Raw genomic sequence first — 21,443 nt, forward strand, 5'->3', positions numbered from 1 at the left:
GGAAATAAAACAACGTGATCAAGGCCCGCGAGAGGTATCTCAGCAGGTAATGGTACAGCAAATAATGAGCGTCATCGTTGTCATACCCTATGCCTAGCCCAAGGCGCGCCATCCGGTCAAGGTTGATTGACAATTCCGCCAGCCTCTGCGCCCCTGCGCGGAACAATTGGAAAGGAGCATATCATGCAGGCATCGACACGGATCAGCGGTATTCTGGGCGGCGGATCTGACGGCTGGGAGGTCTTTTTGCGCGCGCGCCAGATGATCGCAGAAGGCACGCCGGTGACAGAGCTGACCATTGGCGAGCATGACATCCGCACCGCTGCTCCTATCCTGCAAGACATGCACCGCGCCGCTATGGCCGGACACACAGGCTATGCCGCGGTCCCCGGTATCGACGCGCTGCGCGATGCCATTGCCGCACGCGTTACTGCAAAGACGGGTGTGCCAACCAGCCGCGACAACGTCATGATCACACCGGGCGGGCAAGCGGCCCTGTTTGCCGCGCATATGGCTGTGATCGATCCTGGCGATAAGGCGCTCTACATTGATCCCTACTATGCGACCTACCCCGGCACACTGCGCGGAGCGAGCGCGGTACCTGTTGCTGTGAAAGCCCACGCCGACGCTGCCTTCCAGCCTCGTGCAACTGATATCGCGGCGGCGGCGCAGGGCGCAAAGTCCCTGCTCGTCAACTCTCCCAACAACCCCACTGGCGTGATCTATAGCCGCGAGACGCTGGAAGACATCGCAAAGGTCTGCCGCGACCATGATCTGTGGCTCATCTCGGACGAGGTCTATGACACGCAGGTTTGGGAAGGCCCGCACATCTCTCCGCGCGCGCTGGACGGGATGGCCGATCGGACGCTGGTTGTCGGCTCTATGTCCAAAAGCCATGCGATGACCGGATCGCGCGTTGGCTGGGTCGTTGGACCCGAAGAAATCATCGCCCATCTGGTCAATCTGGCCACCCACACGACCTATGGCGTGCCCGGCTACATTCAGGACGCGGCTTTGTTTGCCTTGGAACAAAGTGATGCTTTCGAGGCCGAGATCGCAGAGCCCTTCCGCCGTCGCCGCGCACTGGCCCAAAACGTGCTGGCCGCGCAGAACGTGGTCGGGACAGTGCCCAACGGGGGGGCGATGTATATGATGCTGGATGTCTCGGCGACGGGCCTGAGCGGTGAAGGCTTCGCCAACGCCCTGCTAGACGCCCACCACATCGCTGTGATGCCCGGCGAAAGCTTTGGTGCCGCGGCCGAGGGCCATGTCAGGGTGGCAATGACAATCGAAGACAACGCCTTTGAGCAAGCGCTCAAGACGCTATGCACCTTTGCTGAAGAGCTGAGCGCAAAACGCTAGCCACAAAAAAAGGCGCGCCCTGTTATAGGCGCGCCTTTCTTACCGTGTATCAAACCTTAGAAGCGCAGGGAGCCGCGCAGGTTGAAGGTTGTTGCATCAGCATCCACACCCGAGCCACCGATATCTTCAAAGCGGTGCTCCAGCACTTCACCACCAACGGTGAAGCGGTCTGTGACCTGATAAGCCACACCAAGACCGACAAACTCACCGGTGTCTTTGCCAAGGCTGCTGTCCAGACGTGCGGCACCAGCTGTTGCATAGACCAGTGTACGGCCCATGTCATAGCCGCCGCGCAGTTTCAGGCGCGTTACACTGTCAGCGCTTGCTGCACCGCCAAGATCGATGTCGGTCTTGTCGTACTCAAGCTCACCACCCAGCACGTAACGACCAAAGTCATAGTCGTAGCCCAAGTGCACACCGTAGGTCGCATCATCACCATCCGCAGCGCCGTCACCGTCGATATCGGCATAGCCAAGGTTCAGACCACCATAAGCACCGGTCCAGTCAGTACCGACAGCAACAGGTGTATAGATCGGCTCGGCAACGGGCTCCAAGATCGGCTCTGCAAGGTTACCTGCAAAGGCTGTGGTGCCGATCAATGATGTTACCAGAACAGATGCCGCGCCGAATTTATGAAACGTTTTCATGGGTATCTCCTTAATATTTCTTTTGTCCATGTCAGGCAGACTTGCTGCCCTTCCATCCAAAAACCCTGCAGTTAGGCATTGGTTCCCGATCATGCGAACGGCAGACATCGCGGCAGGCCAATTCGTGCCAAAACGGGAAAAAATGGGCAGAAAAGCGCCGATCTTCCGACGGTATCGAAAATTTGAACAGCGTCGCAAACAGGACAGATTTGGTTTTCCATCCTTTCCAATCTGGTGCTCAAAGGGAGCCCCGTATGCAGCACGCCACCTGCACAGCGATATTAGTAAAGCGCACAATTGGCGCCGAGCGTGGGCGGGCGGCTCGTGGCGCACCACAGGGCACAACAACACACCCCTAACGCCACTCTTTTCGAAAGAACCGCTTATGAATGTTCAAACATCATCCCGCTCCGGTGGCCGCGCGGCACGCCGTGCTGCCCGCTCGACCGCCCTGCCCGACAATCTGCGCCCCGTGCGCGCAGGCCTTGAAGGCGGCCAGTACAAACCGCTCTCGGACGCCGATGTCCTCAAAATCCACCACGCAGCGCTTGATGCTTTGGAGACCATCGGTCTTGCCGATGCGCCGGAATCCGGTATCGCATACCTGACGGGCGCCGGTGCGGTGTTGGGCGATGACGGGCGTATCCGCTTTCCCCGCGCGCTGGTCGAGGATGCACTGGCTCGCGCCAACCGATCCATCACGCTGTCCAGCCGCAACGGGTTAAACGATCTCGACCTGTCGGGCACCCGCGTCCACTACGGCACGGCCGGTGCGGCGGTGCATCTGGTCAATGTGGACGGCAGGAACTACCGCGATTGCGGCGTGCAGGATCTGCATGACGCAGCCAAGATCGTGAACACGCTAGAGAATGTGCACTTTTGCCAGCGCCCCATGGTCTGCCGCGATATTCTGGACAATTTGGAGATGGACTATAACTCCATCTTCGCCTGCGTGAGCGGCACCACGAAACATGTGGGCACCTCTTTCACCGATCCCGCCTTTGTCGCCCCCGCAATAGAGATGCTGCATATGATTGCTGGCGGTGAGGACAAATGGCGCGAGCGTCCCTTCGTGTCGAATTCCAACTGCTTTGTCGTGCCCCCGATGAAATTCGCGACCGAGAGCTGTCTGGTCATGGAAGAATGCATCAAGCATGGCATGCCGGTGCTGCTTCTCTCGGCTGGTATGGCCGGTGCGACTGCGCCCTCTACCGTAGCAGGTGCGATTGTTCAGGCGGTTGCGGAATGTCTGGCTGGGCTGGTCTATGTCACGGCAGTGAAGCCGGGCCATCCGGTGATCTTTGGCACATGGCCTTTCGGGCTGGACCTGCGCACCGGAGCGATGACTGGCGGCTCGGGCGAGCAGGCCTTGCTTACCTCCGGCTGCGCGCAAATGCATGGCTTCTACGATTTGCCCGGTGGCGCCGCTGCGGGCATTGCCGACAGCAAGCTGCCTGATATGCAGGCAGGATGGGAGACAATGTGTTCCAACGTGATGGCAGGGTTGTCGGGGTGCAACATGATCTATGAAGCCGCAGGCATGCACGCCTCATTGCTGGGCTTTTGCCACGAAAGCCTGATCCTTGGCGATGATGTTATCGGACAGGCCTTGCGCTGTGTGCGCGGGATCGAGGTCAACGACGAGACCATCGCACTGGACCAGATGGCAGAGGTGTGTCTGGGCGGGCCTGGTCACTATCTGGGTACCTCTGGCACGCTCAGCCGGATGCAAAGCGATCACTGCTACCCCAGCTATGGCAACCGCATGTCGCCCAAAGAATGGGTGGAAAAGGATAAGCCAGACCTGATCGAAACCGCCGTTGCGCGCAAAGAGGCGATTCTGGGCGCACCGTCTGAGGCTGCTCTTGATCCCGCAATTGATCGCGCCGTTCGCGCAAAGTTCAACATCCACCTAAAGGGCTAGGATTCGATAAAACACCAGAGGTCCGGTCGCTGGGGGCGACCGGACCTCCAATAATCTGCGCGCTATGCTGCCACATCTGCGCGCAAATTTCGTGGGCGCTTAGCTTGTCGGCATCAGCCCTGCCTCTTGCGCCGCCTTCACTTCGGCGTCCTCCAACATGCCGTCACCGTTGAGATCAATCGTTGTGAACTGATCTTCGGTCATGTCGGGAAAGACCGCTTGCACTTCTGCAAGGCTCAGCACGCCATCCTCGTTCGCATCCGCCTGGGTAGCGCTTTGCCCCATTGCAAAGGCGGGCAGGCACAGAGCTGTCGCAGCGATCGCAGTGAAGGATTTGAGATGTTTCATAGGTGTCTCCATTTGTGGTTTACTGAGGCGGGGCACCAGATGGCGCCCTCATACAGTCAGATGCGCCAGAGCGCGGTTGCGTCCCTCCCCTTTGGCCAAGCGCGGTGCGCCGCCGATCTGCATCCTGTCTATGCGCGCCACACCGCCGAAAAAACTCCACTCTGTTTGATCGGCGGAATTCCCCCTCTGGTTGAATGTTATTATTTGGTCATGTTGCCTGTCATGAACCTTGGCAGGAGACCGTGGATGGGCATGACCCGAAACGCAGGAGACCTTGACGCCCTCGTAACGCGCCTGCGCCGCCGCGCGCAGCGATTGGGTTTACAGCCTTGTGATGCCGAAGACATGGCACAAGAAGCCCTGCTCCGCCTGATGCAGCGCATGACCCGGTCCGGTGTAGATGCCCCCGAAAACTACGCCATGATCATACTGCACAACCTCACCCGTGCGCGTTGGCGTGCGCAGGTTGAAATGACGGAGCTGGAGGAAGACAGCGCAACTACCCCGCCGCTTGGCGACAGCAGGCTGATGCTGGACGCGCTGTGCCGTGCAATTACCGCACTGCCACCTGATCAAGCCTGTGTTATGGAACTGGTCCTGCAAGGAGAGTTGAGCCCTCGTGTAATCGCCACACGACTGGACGTGCCCGTGGGCACAGTGATGTCGCGCCTTGCCCGCGCAAGGGTCACCTTACGCCGCCAAATCGGGCTGGAAACGGGGATGCCCGTGGCCGAACTTTTATAGCCGTGCAAGTGAATGCTGCTCACCATACATCTTGCTACCTTCCCAACAATCAATCATATTCTAAATAACGAATTTATGGGAGGACAGCGAGATGCCATTCACAAGACGCGACTTTATGGCCGCCGGTGCAGGAGTCGCCGCAAGCGCCGCTTTGGGGCTCACACCCCGCACAGCTAACGCACAGCTGACACTGGGAGATATCACGCTCGATGTTGTCAGTGACGGATCGCTCACCCTGCCCGGCGGGTTCATCTTTGATCCGATGCCCAAAGACGCGCTTGCGCCTATCCTCGAGAAATACAACCTCTCGGCGGATGTGCTAACGCCACCCTGCAACGTCACGCTTATGCGCAGCGGTGGGCGGGTGATCCTCTTTGATGTCGGCTCCGGCCCCGATTTTACGCCCAACGCCGGGGAAATCGTGACCTCGCTTGATGCGCTTGGCGTCACGCCCGAAGATATCACCGATGTGGTGTTTACCCACGCGCACCCTGACCACCTTTGGGGGCTACTGGATGACTTTGACGATCCGCTCTTTCCGCAGGCCAGCTATATGATCGGTAAAGCCGAATGGGACTATTGGATGAACCCCAACACAGTGGACGAGATTGGCGAAGCGCGGGTATCCTTTGCCGTAGGCGCACAACGCCGTCTTGCCGCAATCGAGGATGCGATCACCTTCTTCAAGGACGGCGAAGAAATTATCCCCGGTGTCGCCGCCCGCGCGACCTTGGGGCACACACCCGGACACATGTCCTTTGAGGTGCGCAGCGGCAGCAATGCCGTGATGATCCTTGGCGATTGCATCGGCAACCATCATGTCGCCTTTGAACAGCCCGCATGGATTTCCGGCTCAGATCAGGACGGCGAAGCAGCGGCGAAGACACGCGTTGCGCTTATGGACCAGCTCGCAGCCGAGAAAACGCAGATCATCGGATTTCACCTTGTCGGAGACGGTACCGGCTATGTCGAAAAATCGGCGACCGGCTATACTTTTGTGCCAGGAGCATAAGCATGAAGCATCTTATCGCTCTTTGCGCCCTCATTGCGCTGCCCGCCTATGCCAGCGAAGATATCGCAGACCAGTATCCTGCGTCAGAGCTTTACTCAAAGCCCGTCGAAGTGATCCCTCATGTCTGGTCTGCCATCGGCGCCACCGCACCGCCGACTTACGAGAACGCAGGCCACAACAACAACCTTAGCTTCATCGTCACCGGGGACGGCGTGGTGGTGATCAACGGCGGAGCGTCCTACGCACTGGCCGAGGCGCTACACGCTGAGATCAAGACAGTGACCGATCAACCAGTAAAGCTTGTCTTTAACGAAAACGGTCAGGGTCATGCGATGCTGGGCAATTCCTACTGGGCTGAGCAAGCGGTTGATATTGTGGCCCACACGGAGGCCGCTGCTGCCTTTGAGGAAAGCGGGTATCAATCCCTGCGCGCGGCCATCGCAGTGACCAAAGAACGCGCACAGAAGACCGAAGTCGTCGGCCCCACGATCACCTTTGAGGATGAATACATCGTCGAGATGGGAGATATGAAGATCGAAGCCCGCTACCTTGGTCCTGCCCACAGCCCCGGTGACATTGTCGTCTGGCTGCCCGAGCAAGGCTTGGTAATCTCGGGTGACATGGCTTTTCATGAACGGATGCTACCGATTTTCGAGGACACAATGACCGCCGACTGGATCGAGACGTGGGAAACCGTGTTCGAGCCGATGGGCGCGACTTATGTCATTCCTGGCCATGGGCACCCCACTAATATGGATCAGGTCCGCCGCTATACCCACGATTATTTGGTCTACCTGCGCGAAAAGATCGGCGCGCATCTGGAAGACGGCGGCTCGCTTGCCGATGCCTATTATGTGGACCAGACCCCCTATGCCGGTCTGGACACCTTCGAAGAACTGGCGACAAAGAACTCCGGCCGTGTGTATGAGCAGATGGAATTCGAATGATCCGCGGGGCGTTGATGGCGCTGGCCTTGGCCGCTGGCGGCTGGGTCGGTAGTGCGCAGGCAGAACCTGCGACGATCTCTGCGCCTCAGGCATTTGATGCGGCTACAACGCGGCATATCATCCTGCTCGAGATCCGCAGCCCAGAGGAATGGCGCGAAAGTGGCGTGGCGCAAGGGGCGCTGACCGTAACGATGAATGACGTGGGCTTTGCGTCGACGCTTCGAACAATCCTTGCGCGAAATCCCGATACCCCTGTGGCGTTGATCTGTGCCACTGGCGGGCGCAGCCAATATGTGGCCTCAGTGCTGGAGCGAAACGGGATCAGCGGCGTGATAGATGTCTCCGAGGGAATGTTCGGCAATGAAGCAGCGCCGGGGTGGCTTGCCCGCGACATGCCCGTGGTGGATGCACAGACGGCGCTGACAGCCACGCAGGTTTTTCTTAAACAGTAGCGCTTGAGGCGACCGACACGCGGGACAGCGCGATATGCGTCGCCATTGCGCCCGCCCACATACAGAACAACGCAACCCATGCCGTCACCGCAAAGATTGAACCACCTGACATGCCCGCCCCCACGGCGCAGCCGCCGGCCAGCATGCTGCCAAACCCCATCATCACAGTCCCGATCAAATAGCGCTCCATCGGGGTGTCTATGCCGAACCGCTCTATCCGCGCCTCGCGGCGCAACAGGGCCATGCCGCCAGCGCCAACAAACACCCCCGGCACCAGCCCGACGCCAAACCCAAGCGGCAATTCGGCAGTGTTGACCAGCCCCATCAGCGTGTCTGTCGAAGGTCCCGTGAAGGTGACCGACAAAATTGCCACCACCTCGAACGAGCTTTGTGCGATGGCGAAGGTCAGCAACCAACCCAGTCCGATGGCAAGGCCGACACCAGCTGCAGCCAGTGCCTCCGTTGTGACAACATGGCGACGATGTGCCAGCCAAATACCAAAGATCAGCCCTACGGCAGCAAGCCCCGCAGCCATAGTTGAGGTGAGCCCTATCAGCGACAGGATATTGCGCCCCTCCCCACCCTGCACAAGCCAAAGACTGCCCAAGCTTTCACGTAGGGGTGACAGCGCCCCGCGCAGGGACGCTTGAGCAACAAGAGTGAGGACAAGGCCGGTCATCAACGCGCGTAGGTTTCCGGTGGCTGACAGAACCAGTAAACGGCTGGCGCAGCCACGCGCAAGGATCATGCCGCAGCCAAACATCAGCCCGCCGATCACAGCGCCAGACATGCTGCCAGTGGCCGCAAGTGGACGCGCCTCGCTTACGTCCAACCAACCAGCCGAGATCTCGCCCTGCACGGCAAGCACTGCGGCTGAGAAAGCAATGAACCAGATTGACAGGCGTGGGCCAAAGCGGCCCTCTCAAACCTCAACCGAAGCTGCGCGCAGGCAAAACCGCAAGTGTTGCGCCATCACACCAAACAAGACGCCAGTGACTGCACCAGCAGCGGTCAACACGGTACCGTCTCCGAAGCGATCCAATACAGTCTCAAGCATCTGACGATCCTTTGTGTTGGACGGTTATTCGCGCGCTTCGGATGCCTGAAACAAACGCAGTTATTGAGCAGCTAGTGGCATCCGCGCCAACTGGCATTGCGCCCATAAATCCTCAAGCGCGCCGATCAGCTGCTCGATATCCGCATCGCTGTGTACCGGAGATGGCGTGATGCGCAGACGTTCGGTGCCTTTGGGCACGGTGGGATAGTTGATTGGCTGGATGTAGATGCCATAATCTTTCAGCAGCATGTCAGAGATGAATTTGCACTTATGCGGATCGCCGACCATCACCGGAATGATGTGGCTGGGGTTCTCAACATGCGGAATCCCGATGGCATCAAGTCGCGCGCGTACCTGTGCGACCTTGGCTTGCTGCTCCTCCCGCTCTGTCGCGCTGTCCTTAAGGTGCCGGATAGATGCCGCCGCACCTGCGGCAACTGCAGGAGGCAAAGCCGTGGTAAAGATAAATCCGCTGGCAAAGCTGCGCACGAAATCACAAAGCTCGGCTGATGCGGCGATATAGCCGCCTACCACGCCAAAGGCTTTGCCCAGCGTGCCCTCGATCACTGTGAGACGGTCCATCAGACCGTCACGTTCAGCAATGCCGCCGCCACGCGGACCGTAAAGGCCCACGGCATGCACCTCGTCCAGATAGGTCATAGCGTTGTATTTGTCGGCCAGATCGCAAATCGCTTCGATCGGGGCAATATCGCCGTCCATAGAATAGACGCTCTCAAACGCGATCAACTTGGGGCGCTCCAGCGGCAAGGCTGCCAGCTTGGCCTCAAGATCGACCAGATCATTGTGCTTCCAGATCACCCGCTCGGCTTTGGAGTGGCGAATACCTTCGATCATCGACGCATGGTTCAGAGCGTCCGACAGGACCACGCAATCCGGAATGCGCCCCGCCAGCGTGCCAAGGGCCGCCCAATTGGAGACGTAACCAGAGGTGAACAGCAGCGCGTCCTCCTTGCCGTGCAGATCGGCCAACTCGGCCTCCAGCAGGACATGGTCATGGGTTGTGCCAGAGATATTGCGCGTCCCACCTGCACCCGCGCCGCAACGATCAAGCGCTTCGTGCATGGCCTCCAGCACCTTGGGATGCTGGCCCATGCCAAGGTAGTCATTCGAGCACCAGATGGTCACATCTGCTGTCTCGGTCCCGCGCGATGTGGCATGGGGGAAGTCGCCGCAATGACGCTCCAGCTCGGCAAATACGCGATAGTTTCCCTGATCGCGCAGATCGTCTAGCGCGCTCTTAAAAAAATTCTGATAGTTCATTAGTCCCCCACCGCCTCGCGGACGATTTCATCAAGCAACGCTTGTACTTCCTGCATGGCACCTTCGGGATAGTTGCGGTGTCCAATCATCACCTGACCCTCACGGTCCGCAACAAAAATCCCGTAGGGACAATGTGCGATATTCATTGGATCGGCTTCCATCACCTTGCGCGACACCACGGCCGAGCAAAACAGAAACACATCCGCCGCCTCAAACAGCTTAATCTCGCTGCCGACATCCGCAGCCGTCCGGTTGAGCATATCACCCGTGTGGCTGACGTAATCAATTACCAGCCCCCGACCTACAATCGCGCTTTCCACGCTGAATGTCGCATCGTCAAAGCTGCCCTCGAACGGATGCGCCGTATAGGCCTCTTCAGCACCAGCACTCACACTGGTTGCGATGCCAAAAACAGCCGCCAACAAAATAGATCGTACCATGTCACTCTCCCCTTTGCTCACCAGCATCTCACAGACTGGATGCCAAGGCCTTGATCTGCATCAAGGCCTTGACGGTTTGACTTAAGTGCCGAACATGTCGGCGGTGATGCCGGCATACCAGCCCTCGGACTCTTCGTAGGTGGTCTTGCGCAGTTCGGCGCTTTCGCCTGTGGCAGAGATAAACCCATCTACCTTGGTGATTTTCTCGGGCGTTGCTTCATAAGTCGCACCCACTTTGACGCCGTCATCGGTGTCAATCAGCGACCAGCACGTGTTCGAAAACTTTGCCGGAAAGACCTTCGAGCCGGTCAGCGCGCCACGCACAGCATTGGCGCAGACCTTGGCCTGCGAATTGGCCGAATATCCTGATTTTGGCATATCGCCCTGCTGCGCGGCATCGCCCAGTACATAGATATCCGCATCCGCCTTGGAGGACATGTCAGCCGCGTTTACCGGTGCCCAATTGCCCTCTGTCACGCCTGCCAGTTCGGCAATATGGCCTGCCTTCATTGCGGGGATGACGTTGCAGACATCAACATTGGTGACTTCACCATCGATGGACAGGGTCATGGCATCAGGATCGACCACAACATTGCCGCCGCCGAAATCCGAGCCAATCCAGTCGATCATGCCGGAATAATGGTTCGACCAGCCCTCTTGAAACAGCGACTGCTTTGAAAATTTCTCTTTCGGGTCAGCCACAAGGATCTTGGCCGTCGGATTGTTAGCCTTGAGGTAATGCGCCACCATCGAGATCCGCTCATACGGTCCCGGAGGGCAGCGGTAAGGGTTTGGCGGTGCGACCATGGCGAACGTGCCGCCTTCGGGCATCGCCATCAACTGCGCCTTTAGAAGCTCGGTCTGTGAGCCGCCTTTGTAGGCGTGCGGCATCGCGTTTTGCGCCGACAGGTCCCAGCCTTCAACTGCGCCATCCACAAAATCAATACCAGGCGACAGGATCAGTTTGTTATAAGGGACAGAGCCACCACTGGCGAGCGCGACAGTCTTGGCATCGCGGTCCACGCCCACGGCATAGTCGTGCACGACATTCACGCCACCAGTAGCAAGGCTGCCATAGGAGTGCCCCAGATCATCCATCTCTTTGAAACCGCCCAGATAGAGGTTCGAGAAAAAGCAGGTGTAGTACTGGCGCGTCGGCTCGATCAGCGTCACGGCGATCTCGCCCTTGCTATCCTTGGCGATATAGCGCGCAGCAGTGGCACCACCTGCCCCGCCGCCGACAACCACCACACGCGGTTTACCGTGGCCAGCCGCAAAAACTGCCGCAGCAGCAAGGCTTGCGGCGGTTGCCGCCCCCGTGCCGAGGAATATCCTTCTGTTCAGTGTCATGGTCTTCTCCTCCCAGAGTTGTCGCTTTTGATTAGCCCCGTTATTCGAGGTCCTTAAAGTACGCAGCAAGGGCTGCAATTTCTTCATCAGACAATCGCCCCGCCATCATCTGCATAACAGGATGCGGTCTGAGCTTGCGTTTATAGGCGTGCATGGCCACCATGAAATCCTCTTCGGGCCAACCGGTGACGCCGGGAATGCCGTCATTGGCACCGCTTGCCTGATGGCACGTCTGGCATTCACTGGCGAGGTATTCGCCGTATTCCGGATCACCCTGAATGGCCAAAATCGCGGGATCAATATTATGATCCGTGCCCCGCGCTGTGGGTTCGGCTTCGGGAATGTTGGCGGGGTTGTCGGAATACACCCGCAGATAAGCCATCAGATCGGCGCGCTCTTGCACGTCATCCAGACCTCGAAAGCTCATCCTTGTTTTAGAGACCAACGCACGAGGGTTTTCCAAATAGGCATCAAGGGTTTCAGCGGTCCAGACCAGACCATCATTGCCCATACGCAGCATATTGGGCGAATATGCTACCGCCGCTTCCGTCCCCGCCGTGCGCCCGTATATCCCGTTAAGTTGTGGTCCAACGCGGTTACGCGCATCCTTCCCCACATCGTGGCAGGCGCTGCAGTTCTTCTTAAAAATCGCAGCGCCTTTTTCGGTATCACCACTTTCGCTGGCCCGACCCGCCCCTGCCACCACAAGGGCAGCAAGAACGGTCAGGGTATGAGCCAGCTTGCGCATGGGTCAGTCGCTCACTGACTTGAGGTATTCAACAACCGCAAGCTGGTCGTCTTCTTTCTTGAGGCCCGCAAAAGACATCTTGGTGCCTTTCATGTACTTCTTCGGATTGGCCAAAAAGCTTGCCAATTCGGCTTCGCTCCAGACCAGACCACCTTCAGCCGCTTTCTTCATCGGTTTGGAATACTTGAAGCTTTCCACTGCACCCGCAGCTTGGTCAACAATTCCATTGAGGATCGGGCCTACCTTGTTCTTGGCGCCTTCGCCGACCTGATGGCAGGATTTGCACTTTCTGAAGACCTTTTCGCCCTTAGCAGCCAGCTCGGCATCAAATGCTGCGGCGACCACTTCGGGCTCCGCCGCTGCCGGTGCTTCGCCCTTGGGTGCCTCCGCCACAACAACCGCTGGCTCTTGCGCAGCAGGTTCAACCGCTGCTTCTTCCTGCGGCGTCACATCCAGTACCATCGCGCGCATTGTGACCTTCACAGGCTCGCCTTTGCAGTTTTCCATGCACGGCTCACCCGACCAAGCCGCATATTCCGTCTCGGCGCGATCATCAACGATGAACCCATCGACATTGGGCATTTCCACGTCAAAGAAGCTCTCTTTCGACAGCACAAAGTCGTCTTCAATCAGATCATTGGAAAAGAGGATATAGGCCACGATGGCATAGGTTTCATCATCGGTGAGCGTCCCTGCGTTGCCGTAGGGCATCGAGCGTTTGATATAGTCAAAGGCCGTCGAAAGATATGGCCAGTAAGAGCCGACCGTCTTAAGCGGGTCATCGTGATCCAACGTATCCGCCCCACCAGCCAGCTTGGGCCAGTTGTCGATGCCTTCAGCGAAATCACCGTGGCAGGCTGCGCATTTGTCAGCAAAAATTTCTTCGCCAACGATGGCATCGCCCGACCCTGCAGGCAGACCTGTGCCATCGGGGTGTACTTCGCCATTCCATGCAGCAACCTCTTCAGGAAGCGCCGGACGACCAAGGCCGATTTTTTCAGCAAACGCCGGACCGGAGACCAGAGCGAGAGCTGTCAAAAGAGCTGTTGATTTAAGAAACTTCGACATTTTCCGCCTCGCCGTTGCTGCGCACCAGCCATGTCTGGATGCAGTTATTATGATAGATTGAGTTCAGGCCGCGCACTTCGCGCAGTTGCGTCTTGGTGGGCTGGACATAGCCGGTGTCGTCCATGGCGCGGCTTTGCAGCATCATCTCGGAGCCGTCCCAGTCCGTGTCGAGGTAGAAGCGCGTAAGCGCCATCTTCTCTCCAGGCTTGGCCAGACGCGCGGTCTCCCACGTCATGCCGCCATCTTTGGAGACATCAACGCGGGTGATCGCCCCGCGACCGGACCATGCAAGGCCGGTAATCACGAGCGGTCCTGTGCCGTGGGTGATAGGCGCTTGTGGGCTGGGGCTGGTGACCACGGATTTCGCGTCCATCGCCCATGTCCATTTACGGCTTGTGCCGTCTGCAAGCGTGTCGGTGTATTTCGAGGTCTCTTCGCGGCTTTCCACGGGTGTGTCGACAACTTCAATACGGCGAATCCATTTGACCCACATGTTGCCTTCCCAACCGGGCACCACAAGGCGCACAGGATAGCCATGCTCTTTGCGCAGGGCCTCACCGTTGGCCTTGAACGCAACCAGCACATCATCCAGCGCCTTCTCCATCGGGATCGAGCGGCCATTGGAAGAAGCATCGGCCCCTTCAACAAAGACCCACTTGTCCTTGAGGTCGCCCGCGGTATCCAGACCGGCCTCTTCCAGCAGGGTGCGCAGCGGCACACCTGTGTATTCCATGTTGTGGATCATGCCGTGAGTGAACTGCGCGCCATTCAGCTGCGCACCCGCCCACTCCATGCCGGTGTTGGCCGCACATTCGCAGAAATACACGTGGTTCTCACGCGGGAAGCGTTCAAGATCTGCGTAGGTAAAGACCAGCGGCGTGTCGACCAAGCCGTTGATCATCAAACGATAGTCTTCTTTCTTCAGATCAATTGCGCCGGAGTGGTGACGCTCAAAAGCGCAGCCCTGGGGCGTGATGGTCCCATCAAGCGCATGGATCGGCGTGAAGTTGATCGAGCTGACCGTATCCGCAGTGAGCCATTCGACATTGCGGCGGATCACATCACCCTCGTACTGGATCGGCATGCCGTAGGGTGACGCATCAACCCCGTCACCAAAGGCCTGCGCCCAAGGCTGCACTTCGGTGATCAACGGATCGGGCGTTTGCGCCTTCGCAGCACCGGCGACAGTGATTGCAGCACCGGCCGCCACACTGCTTCTTAGAAATTGTCTGCGTGAGGGTTTATGCGTCATGGCATGCTCCTTTTGTTAGATACCAGCAGTCCGGCGAAAATCAGGGCCGGATGTAGGCATAGTCTTTTTCTTGTAATTCGATCAGGCGCACGACACCGGAGGGCACAACAGTTGCCTCATCCATCAAGGTGATGTCCTTGCCCGCCTTTTTGCTCATGTTGCGCAGGGTGTTGCCGCATGCTGCAAAAGTAAGGTTCTCCATCTCTAACGACATGGTGGAAATGCGGTCCTCAACAGGGCTTTTGCCGGGGACGTACATATTGAGACCGGGACCATAGGCCACGACCTCAACCATCACCGTGTCACCTTGCGATTCATAGTAGCTGGTGAGGTTGGCAACATTGTTGAGCGCCATGTTCATCACCTGCGGATCGTTCTGGTCCACATGCACGGCCACACGGTGCACGACACCTTCGGCAAATGCAGTTGTGGCCATCATCACGGCCAAAGCCGTTGTTGCGACGAAATTCTTCATGGTTTCTCTCCCTTACGGACCGGATTTACGCGCCGACCACTTCCACGCTGTTATTCGGATCAAGCGAGATGGTGCCTTGCTTGGCGATATGCGCCTCGACCACATCCCAGATTTTCGGCCCTTCGGTGCCCTCATTGACCGAGGCCCAGCCAGCGATCTGGTAGGATTTCGCCGGATCAATCTTTTCGCCTGTCTTCAGCAGCGTGATTTCGGTGATGCGGCTGCCCTGCGACTTGGTCACGTCGATCTTGTAGCCAAGGCCACCGGTGCGGACCATGTCGCCGCCCTGCTGGTAATAGGGATCTGGGTTGAACAAGTTGTCGGCCACATCCTCCAGCACCACATGCAGAAACTCACCTGTCATTTCAGTGCGGTAAGCTTCGCCGTAGCTCATGGAGGTGACGTTCCAGATGTCTTCGCGTGTAATGTCCTGACCGGGCAAGATCGACGGCCCCCAGCGCACACCGGGGCTGAGCGCAATGTCTGCCTCCCGCTCGGAGATCAGCGCGTCGCAGATCAGATCGTCCCATGTGCCGTTGAAATTGCCGCGGCGATAAAGCGTTTGAGCGTCACCTGTGCGGCCAATGACTTCGCTTAGCTGGTCGGCATAGGGTGCGCGCTGATCGTCGATGAGTTTAGCAACCTCGGCGTCCGGTGTGATCACGTCTGAGAAGATCGGGATCAGCTTGTGACGGAAACCCATCATCCGGCCATTCTGCACATCAAGATCAACACGGCTGACGAACTTACCATTAGAGCCAGAGGCGACGATGATCGTCTCTCCCACCAAGACAGGTTCGGGCAGCGCATCATGGGTGTGGCCCGACAGGATCACGTCGATACCCGTCACTTTTCCCGCCATCTGCTTATCCACGTCAAAGCCGTTGTGGCTAAGGCAAACAACAAGCTCGGCACCCTTTGCGCGCACTTCGTCGACCATGGCCTGCATGTTCTCATCACGGATACCAAAGGAGTATTCGGGGAACATCCAACCGGGGTTGGCGATGGGCATATAGGGAAATGCCTGACCGATCACGGCCACTTTGACGCCGCCAGTCTCATAGAACTTATAGGGCGGGAACCGCTCGGAGGGTTCATCCCATTCTGCATCGAAAATGTTCTGGCCAAGGGCGGCGAACGGCAGCCCTTCAACGATCTCGTTCACCCGCTCGGACCCAAGCGTGAATTCCCAGTGGAACGTCATCGCGTCAGGCTTGAGCGCGTTCATGACGTTGACCATATCCTGACCTTGGGTCTGATAGCAGGTGTAACTGCCGTGCCATGTATCGCCGCCATCCAGCAGCAGCGCGTCGGGACGGTCCGCGCGGATCGAATTGATCACGGTGGCCACACGGTCCAGCCCGCCAACGCGGCCATAGCTTTGCGCGAGCGCATCAAAATCATTGTAGGTCAACGCGTAGGCAGACGGGCTGCCATCGTCGATGCCGTAAAGCTTGCGGAAGTCAGCGCCGGTGACATGCGGCACAGCGCCCTTGTTGCCGCCTACCCCGATGTTAACCGAAGGCTCGCGAAAATAGATTGGTTTGAGCTGGGCGTGAATGTCGGTGATGTGGATCAACGAGACGTTCCCGTAGGTATCAAACTCCAGCAGTTTGTCCTGCGTCAGCGCCTGCTGGGCCGCCAGACGCGCCCAGCTTCCAAAACCAGAAGAGCCGTAGAGGGCGGCTGCCGCCATGCTGGTTTGCAAAAAATCACGACGAGAAATCATTTCGGGCGCTCCCAGTTACGCATACATATGCGCATTATTGAATGGATTAAGGTCGAAAAACCCCGCGCCGATCGCTCGGGCGGGGCCATTCATCGCTTAGTTGCGGACGGCTGGGCCTTCGACGCTTAGGCCGTTGCCGCGCGACGCGACATAAAGCTCAAGTGCGACAAACTCCGGGCTGCCCTCTTTGTAGGTCTCGGCGCGGGTGTCGCGGATACAGCCTTTGAAGCGACTGTGAGCCGAGTTCAGCTTTGTGTTTTTCAGACGGTAAACCGGAAAGCCGTTGATCTGGCCCTGGCTCAGGTGGTCTGCGCGGATCATATTGCCATAGTTATCTTCGTGGCAATTTGCGCAAGACAGTTCAAGCTGGCCTGTCCGTGTGTAATAGATCTCTTTGCCCTGCTCCCATGTGGATTGCGCAGGACCGTCGATTGCGACGTTCACTGGCAGGCCACGCGAAACAGAGGCCAGCAATGCGGTCATGTTGACCATATCGCCACCAGTATATTTCCACTCGTCTGCGCCCATCTGGTTGGTACGGCAGTCGTTGATCTGCATCTCGAGCGTGCGAACTTCGCCCGCGTCCGCGTTCCACTTCGGATAGGTCGGACGGACCTCGGACATGTCCGAAGCCGCGCCGTGGCAATCCGCGCATGATTTACCTTCGCTCCCCTCGGCTGTGTTCCAGACATCCTCCGCCTGTTCCACAAAAATCATGCCCGGGTTGTCGAAGTCATCCGTCTGCATCGCACGGGTCTCTGTCCCGCGGAACAGCCAGCCGGACATGACTTCATCCAGCGCCTCAGAAACATGCGCCGGCGCGGCAGTGCGCGTGACCAGTTCTGTTTCTTCGTTTAGGATAAGTTTATCATCGACCGGATCGGCAAAAGCTGCCGATGTCGTCAACAGAGTTGCAAGCAGTGCGCCTGTCAATTTCCGCATGGTGTCCCTCCCAAGGTAAAAATGCGTTCAGCCGATCGCGATTTTTTTTGCGTCTTCGTAGACCGAGCCGTCGTCGTCGTACCATGTGAATTTGAACTCGCCGGCCTCTGGGACCAACGCTTCGAATTCGAAGTACGGGTTTGTGGAGATCGCAGGCTCCATCTTCACGTCAATCACGCTCTCCCCGTTGAATTCACAGGTAAAACGGTTAATGATCGAACGCGGAATGACGTTGCCTTCCTTGTCCTTGCGCTGGCCGGATTCCATCTTGTGGCTGATCAGCGTTTTGATCGTGATGGCCTCGCCGACAGTGGCCGACTTTGGTACTTTGACGCGTGGTTTTACATCAGATGCCATGATTGTTTCTCCTAAAGACCTTTAGCCGCCGCAGCCGCCGATTGTTACTTTGACAGTGCTCGACGCTTGTACAAACGATCCATCTTCCAGCTTGGCGATTGCGACAACATCCTGTGTGCCCGCCAAACGGATTCGTGTGGATGCAGAGCGCGACCCTGCCAACTTGCCGAACTTGAACGTCGCAACACCCGGTGTCGGGTTGCCCGTCGCCAGCAGCATAATCTCGACAGCCGTTTCCGAGGCCACTTCGACCGGCACAGTGTTACCGTTCTCAGCGATCTCAGGGGCTGTCAGGGTGATATCGCCCGAACCAATTTCTGCGCCACCGGTAAAGGCGGCAATTGCATCTTCTGCCGCCGCCGATGCGCGGATTGGCAAGCCTGCGATCAAAAGGGCCCCTGCCCCCATCGCAATGGCGTCACGTCTCGTCATTTCCATCTGTATACTCCTTCATTCCCGAACGGGTTTGATTATTCTTTGAGGGTGGCCAGATAGGCCACTACGTCTTCAACCTGTTGCGCCGTCAGGAGCGGGCCGAACGTGTCATCCGCCGCCTTCCCTGTGTAGGCATTGCCCGGGCGCGTGTAGCCTTCGGTGCGATAGAATGACGGCATCATGCTGCCCTCAAACATGACCTTTGCATTTGCAACGATGCCGCGCAGTTCCGCTTCGGACCAACGCTCCCCCGCGCCGTCCAGCACGGGACCGATATTGCCTTGGAAAGGCACATCCGCAAGATCGCTGACTTCATGACAGGCCACACAGTTGCCCTGTTTTTTGTCGCCGACAATCATACGCCCGTTGGCAGCATCACCGGCAACGCCGGTCAACGATTGCTCAACCGCACCGTCAGTGAAGCTAACTGCTGTCGGCGCTACGTCTTCGGCGTAGACGCCCGAAGCCATAACCCCAGCCGCGATGGCTGTAATACCAAAAATCCTCATGCGTCCTCCCTCAGACCTTATTCTGTATACCGTAGCGCACACTCTCGACTTCACGCAACAACAAATTCAGTTAATTGAATTATAATGCTTGAAACGGCAAGAGTACGTGCCAACGGCCCTTATTTGCTTTGCTCTTCGAACTTGCGCGCGTGGTACTTCTGAAACGGTTCATCGCCGTTATACCCTTTTTCGACCACCCAGTTAAGCATGTTGAAGGTGGTGTGGCGTCCAAATGCTCCCGGCATCGTCGCGACCGCCGCCTGTGACGCGCTAAGCCCATCAGCCACATCTTCGGGAAAGAACAGGATCATCGGTGTGAACAGCGCGCCCCACTTTTTGACCATGTCTTTTTCGGGCAAAACCTCTCCGTCGAAGTCGGTAACTTCGACATCGCCGAACATGTTGATCTGCACGACGAAGTAGTTCTCGTCGATGTACGTAGCGATCTCTTCGACAGGAAACACCTCTTCGTGCATCTTCTTACAGTAGATGCAGCCGCGCTGTTCGATGATCACCATCAAGCGCTTGCTTTCAGCATTGGCCTCTTCCAGATCTTCTGAGAGATCTTTAAACGTATCGCGCATCCATGGCGCCTTGTGCAGGCCGTCATCGCCCAGTGTAGCGGCATTTGCCCAGACGGTCATGGCAATCAGCGCAAAACCCGCAGTCATTAGTTTCTTCATCAAACGTCCTCCCATTATCCTATTGTACCGAAAGTGGGCACCACAGTCAGCATCCACTGCGCAATGTAATTCATCGAGTTCGTGGCGATCAGCAGACCAAATATGATGAGCATGACACCCATGATTTTCTCTATTTTTCCAAGGTGTTTGCGGAACTTCTGCATCCAGCGCATGAACGGACCGATGAACAGCGCTGCAAGAATGAATGGCGCGGTCATGCCCACTCCGTACACGAACAAAAGCAGCGCTCCGTTCGAGGCCGTTTCAGCACCACCCGCCATGAAAAGGATCGCTGCCAGCACGGGCCCCACGCAAGGTGTCCAGCCAAAGGCAAAGGCCAGCCCGATTACATACGCACCCAGCAGGCTAACATTGGAGGTGCTGCCCGTATCCGCCCGCATCTGGCGATAGAGAATGCCAATCCGGATCACGCCCAGAAAATGCAGACCCATCGCGATGATGATCGCCGCCGCTACCCAACGCAGGATATCAAAGTACTCGCGCACCACCTGCCCGAACATTGTGGCCGCCGCCCCCAACCCCATGAAAATAGTGATGACGCCCGCCGCAAAGAAGCACGCAGCCATCACCGCGCGACGGCGGGTTTTGCTGTCAATCTTGGCCTCTGCACTGATCTGGTTCATGCCAACCCCCGCCAGATAGCTAAGGTAAAACGGCACAATCGGCAGGATGCAGGGCGAGAGAAAAGAAATAAGGCCTGCTAACGCAGCACCGGCAAAAGTAATTTCCATCATGGTATTGGCGTGCCCTTGTAAAATTCACATATTCAGATTACGTGGTATAAGTAACAAAGGTCAATTTGGCATGTTCATACGGTCTCTCTTTTTTGGTACTTTGTTGGCATGCCTCAGCGTATCGGCTGCGGTGGCAGAGGTGCGCCTGATCATGGTCGAAGAAGACGGCTGCATGTGGTGTGCACGTTGGAACGAAGAGATCTCGGAGATTTACCCAAAGACGCCCGAAGGTAAGGCTGCTCCGTTGCGGCGCATAGACATCCGCGCCCCTACTCCGGCAGACCTTACATTCTCTCGGCCGCTCTTTTTCACGCCGACATTTGTGCTGATGGTCGACAACGTCGAAGCATCCCGCATCGAAGGTTATCCGGGCGAGGATTTCTTTTGGGGGCTACTGAAACAAATGCTTGAACGCGAAAGAGTTGAATTGACCAACTAGTTTATGATACGAACCCGGTGACTTTGGTGCATGGGTGGGTGAGGCCCTGATGAGCCTTTAAAATAACGATCTTAGCGCCGGAACTACATCGGCATACGAGGAAAAAATGGGCCTACCCGTATTTGACGTAAACATGTGTGAAGAAGATATGGACAAGATGGCTGCAAATGCCGTCGAAGCGTCCAACTTCCTTAAAGCGATCAGCCATGAAGGCCGATTGATGATCCTGTGTCATCTTGCTTCTGGCGAGAAATCGGTGACTGAACTTGAAGAGCTGTTGTCCGCGCGGCAGGCCGCTGTTTCCCAACAACTGTCCCGCTTGCGGCTTGAAGGGTTGGTAAAGCCGCGGCGCGACGGCAAGACGATCTTTTACAGCCTTGCTGATGACCGCCCCAAGCAGATCATGGAAGTTGTCTATGACCTGTTCTGTCGGCCAAATTGAGACCGCGCGCAACTGACATGGCCCTCAGGGCCAATGCGCCGGGCA

The 21,443-nt window shown here is 57.4% G+C and carries 26 protein-coding genes; 8 read left to right on the forward strand and 18 right to left on the reverse strand.

What is annotated here, in order from left to right:
* Window positions 1-183: 183 nt before the first annotated feature.
* On the forward strand, window positions 184-1,362 hold the full coding sequence (locus V7730_RS07970; RefSeq protein WP_335747069.1) for a pyridoxal phosphate-dependent aminotransferase: 1,179 nt from the start codon (window positions 184-186) through the stop codon (window positions 1,360-1,362).
* A gap of 56 nt (window positions 1,363-1,418) precedes the next feature.
* Here the strand turns inward: V7730_RS07970 and V7730_RS07975 are convergent, their stop codons facing one another.
* Window positions 1,419-2,009, reverse strand: a complete 591-nt coding sequence (locus tag V7730_RS07975) for an outer membrane protein (protein WP_335747070.1) — start codon at window positions 2,007-2,009, stop codon at window positions 1,419-1,421.
* A 385-nt stretch (window positions 2,010-2,394) separates the two neighbouring features.
* Between V7730_RS07975 and V7730_RS07980 the strand changes: the two genes are divergently transcribed.
* Window positions 2,395-3,933, forward strand: a complete 1,539-nt coding sequence (locus tag V7730_RS07980; protein WP_335747071.1) for a trimethylamine methyltransferase family protein — start codon at window positions 2,395-2,397, stop codon at window positions 3,931-3,933.
* 99 nt (window positions 3,934-4,032) lie between these two features.
* Here the strand turns inward: V7730_RS07980 and V7730_RS07985 are convergent, their stop codons facing one another.
* Entirely contained in the window at window positions 4,033-4,281 is a 249-nt protein-coding gene (locus V7730_RS07985) for a hypothetical protein (RefSeq protein WP_335747072.1), read from the reverse strand.
* A 246-nt stretch (window positions 4,282-4,527) separates the two neighbouring features.
* Between V7730_RS07985 and V7730_RS07990 the strand changes: the two genes are divergently transcribed.
* From V7730_RS07990 to V7730_RS08005, 4 genes are all read left to right on the forward strand, one after another.
* Window positions 4,528-5,025 carry an RNA polymerase sigma factor gene (locus V7730_RS07990; protein ID WP_335747073.1) on the forward strand — a complete coding sequence of 166 codons (498 nt, stop codon included), beginning with the start codon at window positions 4,528-4,530 and terminating at the stop codon, window positions 5,023-5,025.
* 91 nt (window positions 5,026-5,116) lie between these two features.
* The gene (locus V7730_RS07995) at window positions 5,117-6,037 is read left to right on the forward strand and encodes an MBL fold metallo-hydrolase (RefSeq protein WP_335747074.1); all 921 of its coding nucleotides are present in this window, start codon (window positions 5,117-5,119) and stop codon (window positions 6,035-6,037) included.
* A gap of 2 nt (window positions 6,038-6,039) precedes the next feature.
* A complete protein-coding gene (locus tag V7730_RS08000) occupies window positions 6,040-6,984 on the forward strand; it encodes an MBL fold metallo-hydrolase (RefSeq protein WP_335747075.1) in 945 nt (314 codons plus the stop codon).
* Complete coding sequence (locus V7730_RS08005; protein ID WP_335747076.1) at window positions 6,981-7,436, forward strand: rhodanese-like domain-containing protein; 456 nt, start codon at window positions 6,981-6,983, stop codon at window positions 7,434-7,436. Before V7730_RS08000 ends, V7730_RS08005 begins: the two co-directional genes overlap by 4 nt.
* On the opposite strand, the gene V7730_RS08010 is transcribed toward V7730_RS08005, so the two are convergent.
* From V7730_RS08010 to V7730_RS08085, 16 genes are all read right to left on the reverse strand, one after another.
* Window positions 7,426-8,337 carry a YeeE/YedE family protein gene (locus V7730_RS08010; RefSeq protein WP_335747119.1) on the reverse strand — a complete coding sequence of 304 codons (912 nt, stop codon included), beginning with the start codon at window positions 8,335-8,337 and terminating at the stop codon, window positions 7,426-7,428. The genes V7730_RS08005 and V7730_RS08010 overlap by 11 nt on opposite strands.
* A gap of 21 nt (window positions 8,338-8,358) precedes the next feature.
* The gene (locus V7730_RS08015) at window positions 8,359-8,493 is read right to left on the reverse strand and encodes a hypothetical protein (RefSeq protein WP_335747077.1); all 135 of its coding nucleotides are present in this window, start codon (window positions 8,491-8,493) and stop codon (window positions 8,359-8,361) included.
* A 60-nt stretch (window positions 8,494-8,553) separates the two neighbouring features.
* Complete coding sequence (hemA, locus tag V7730_RS08020; protein ID WP_335747078.1) at window positions 8,554-9,774, reverse strand: 5-aminolevulinate synthase; 1,221 nt, start codon at window positions 9,772-9,774, stop codon at window positions 8,554-8,556.
* Window positions 9,774-10,214, reverse strand: a complete 441-nt coding sequence (locus tag V7730_RS08025) for a DUF302 domain-containing protein (protein ID WP_335747079.1) — start codon at window positions 10,212-10,214, stop codon at window positions 9,774-9,776. Before V7730_RS08025 ends, hemA begins: the two co-directional genes overlap by 1 nt.
* Before the next feature lie 81 nt (window positions 10,215-10,295).
* Window positions 10,296-11,564 (reverse strand): NAD(P)/FAD-dependent oxidoreductase, encoded by a 1,269-nt coding sequence (locus V7730_RS08030; protein WP_335747080.1) that lies wholly within the window; start codon window positions 11,562-11,564, stop codon window positions 10,296-10,298.
* A 40-nt stretch (window positions 11,565-11,604) separates the two neighbouring features.
* Window positions 11,605-12,312, reverse strand: a complete 708-nt coding sequence (locus V7730_RS08035) for a c-type cytochrome (protein ID WP_335747081.1) — start codon at window positions 12,310-12,312, stop codon at window positions 11,605-11,607.
* Between the two features lie 3 nt (window positions 12,313-12,315).
* Window positions 12,316-13,380 (reverse strand): c-type cytochrome, encoded by a 1,065-nt coding sequence (locus V7730_RS08040; protein WP_335747082.1) that lies wholly within the window; start codon window positions 13,378-13,380, stop codon window positions 12,316-12,318.
* The gene (soxC, locus tag V7730_RS08045) at window positions 13,364-14,632 is read right to left on the reverse strand and encodes a sulfite dehydrogenase (RefSeq protein WP_335747083.1); all 1,269 of its coding nucleotides are present in this window, start codon (window positions 14,630-14,632) and stop codon (window positions 13,364-13,366) included. Before soxC ends, V7730_RS08040 begins: the two co-directional genes overlap by 17 nt.
* A gap of 40 nt (window positions 14,633-14,672) precedes the next feature.
* Window positions 14,673-15,107 carry a DsrE family protein gene (locus V7730_RS08050; protein WP_335747084.1) on the reverse strand — a complete coding sequence of 145 codons (435 nt, stop codon included), beginning with the start codon at window positions 15,105-15,107 and terminating at the stop codon, window positions 14,673-14,675.
* Window positions 15,108-15,132: 25 nt separating this feature from the next.
* Window positions 15,133-16,836 carry a thiosulfohydrolase SoxB gene (gene soxB / locus V7730_RS08055; RefSeq protein WP_335747085.1) on the reverse strand — a complete coding sequence of 568 codons (1,704 nt, stop codon included), beginning with the start codon at window positions 16,834-16,836 and terminating at the stop codon, window positions 15,133-15,135.
* A gap of 96 nt (window positions 16,837-16,932) precedes the next feature.
* Window positions 16,933-17,778: a sulfur oxidation c-type cytochrome SoxA gene (gene soxA / locus V7730_RS08060; protein WP_335747086.1), complete on the reverse strand. Its 846-nt coding sequence runs from the start codon at window positions 17,776-17,778 to the stop codon at window positions 16,933-16,935.
* A 27-nt stretch (window positions 17,779-17,805) separates the two neighbouring features.
* Complete coding sequence (gene soxZ, locus V7730_RS08065) at window positions 17,806-18,135, reverse strand: thiosulfate oxidation carrier complex protein SoxZ (RefSeq protein ID WP_335747087.1); 330 nt, start codon at window positions 18,133-18,135, stop codon at window positions 17,806-17,808.
* A gap of 21 nt (window positions 18,136-18,156) precedes the next feature.
* Window positions 18,157-18,573: a thiosulfate oxidation carrier protein SoxY gene (gene soxY, locus V7730_RS08070; RefSeq protein ID WP_335747088.1), complete on the reverse strand. Its 417-nt coding sequence runs from the start codon at window positions 18,571-18,573 to the stop codon at window positions 18,157-18,159.
* A 32-nt stretch (window positions 18,574-18,605) separates the two neighbouring features.
* Window positions 18,606-19,079 carry a sulfur oxidation c-type cytochrome SoxX gene (gene soxX, locus V7730_RS08075; RefSeq protein ID WP_335747089.1) on the reverse strand — a complete coding sequence of 158 codons (474 nt, stop codon included), beginning with the start codon at window positions 19,077-19,079 and terminating at the stop codon, window positions 18,606-18,608.
* A gap of 119 nt (window positions 19,080-19,198) precedes the next feature.
* Window positions 19,199-19,762, reverse strand: coding sequence for a thioredoxin family protein (locus tag V7730_RS08080; RefSeq protein ID WP_335747090.1), 564 nt, complete (start codon window positions 19,760-19,762; stop codon window positions 19,199-19,201).
* 14 nt (window positions 19,763-19,776) lie between these two features.
* Complete coding sequence (locus tag V7730_RS08085; protein ID WP_335747091.1) at window positions 19,777-20,517, reverse strand: cytochrome c biogenesis CcdA family protein; 741 nt, start codon at window positions 20,515-20,517, stop codon at window positions 19,777-19,779.
* A gap of 70 nt (window positions 20,518-20,587) precedes the next feature.
* Here V7730_RS08085 and V7730_RS08090 point away from each other — a divergent pair, with 70 nt between their 5' ends.
* Together V7730_RS08090 and V7730_RS08095 are read left to right on the forward strand one after the other, a co-directional pair.
* Window positions 20,588-20,956: a hypothetical protein gene (locus V7730_RS08090; protein WP_335747092.1), complete on the forward strand. Its 369-nt coding sequence runs from the start codon at window positions 20,588-20,590 to the stop codon at window positions 20,954-20,956.
* Between the two features lie 106 nt (window positions 20,957-21,062).
* Window positions 21,063-21,398 carry an ArsR/SmtB family transcription factor gene (locus V7730_RS08095; protein WP_335747093.1) on the forward strand — a complete coding sequence of 112 codons (336 nt, stop codon included), beginning with the start codon at window positions 21,063-21,065 and terminating at the stop codon, window positions 21,396-21,398.
* The last annotated feature ends 45 nt before the right edge of the window (window positions 21,399-21,443 follow it).

The organism is Sulfitobacter sp. (assembly GCF_036961165.1).
Taxonomy (GTDB): Bacteria; Pseudomonadota; Alphaproteobacteria; order Rhodobacterales; family Rhodobacteraceae; genus Sulfitobacter.